Below are 779 nucleotides of genomic sequence, written 5' to 3'. Positions count from 1 at the left end.
TTTTATAGGGGGTGGTTATGGTTGCTGCTTGTAATTTATGGACCCCAGATGTCAGAAACGATATCGTTAATCCTTATTCAGAAGTTGAACGTTTACAGGTGATGCTTTCCTGTTCTTTAAAAGCCGTGAGTAGTGGATTTAAGCATCTGCCGATCCGGTATATTATTGACCCCCCGCATGGCTTATTTGATGCGGCGTTAGCACGACAGATTGTTATTCATATTTTGCATTATCAGTTTGAGGTGCCACGGCGGCGTATTGTTGCGATACAGGCACGTCAGCGGACTTCTATTTCTCTATCTATGCAAGTGATTAACCGGCGTTTGGAAGAACCTGTATTTGCGAAAGCTTATCGAAGATGGGCGGGGCGTGCGATGGATTTGTTCTTTAAAGAGATCAGAAAGGCGGCGGCGTGATGGCACAGTTTCAAGAGATTGCTTTAGATTTGATTGTTGTTCCCGAACGTATACGCCCTGTGGATGATGAGCATGCCAAGGCGCTTGCACAATCCATGGCACGAGAGGGGTTGATGAATCCGATTACTGTGCGCCATACCCCCAATGCTAAGGAAGGCAATTACACGCTGATTGCTGGCGCGCACCGGTTACGGGCTGCGGAGCTTTTAGGTTATAGCAAAATTGATGCGGTTGTGGTGCAAGCGGATAAGGACAATGCTGTGCTTTTAGAAGTGGCAGAAAACTTGTTTCGCAATGAATTATCAGTGATTGACCGCGCTTTATTTGTGCAGACTTACCGTGAATTGTGGGAAAAGAAGTATG

The 779-nt window shown here is 46.1% G+C and carries 2 protein-coding genes; both read left to right on the top strand.

What is annotated here, in order from left to right; translation table 11 throughout:
- Positions 1–17: 17 nt before the first annotated feature.
- Positions 18–416, top strand: a complete 399-nt coding sequence (locus tag ACFINC_RS10435) for a hypothetical protein (RefSeq protein ID WP_038474380.1) — start codon at positions 18–20, stop codon at positions 414–416.
- On the top strand, positions 416–779 hold a 364-nt coding region (locus ACFINC_RS10430), incomplete at its 3' end, for a ParB/RepB/Spo0J family partition protein (RefSeq protein WP_375617169.1). The genes ACFINC_RS10435 and ACFINC_RS10430, both read left to right, overlap by 1 nt.

The organism is Bartonella sp. AP58NXGY (assembly GCF_042195785.1).
In the GTDB taxonomy this organism is placed as follows: domain Bacteria; phylum Pseudomonadota; class Alphaproteobacteria; order Rhizobiales; family Rhizobiaceae; genus Bartonella.
Note: the sequence above shows the minus strand (reverse complement) of the source record. Positions and strands in the feature narration are given on the sequence as shown.

Excerpts from the sequence above, each read along its gene's own strand:
- ACFINC_RS10435 (WP_038474380.1), top strand. The coding sequence starts at position 18 with ATGGTTGCTGCTTGTAATTTATGGACCCCAGATGTCAGAAACGATATC.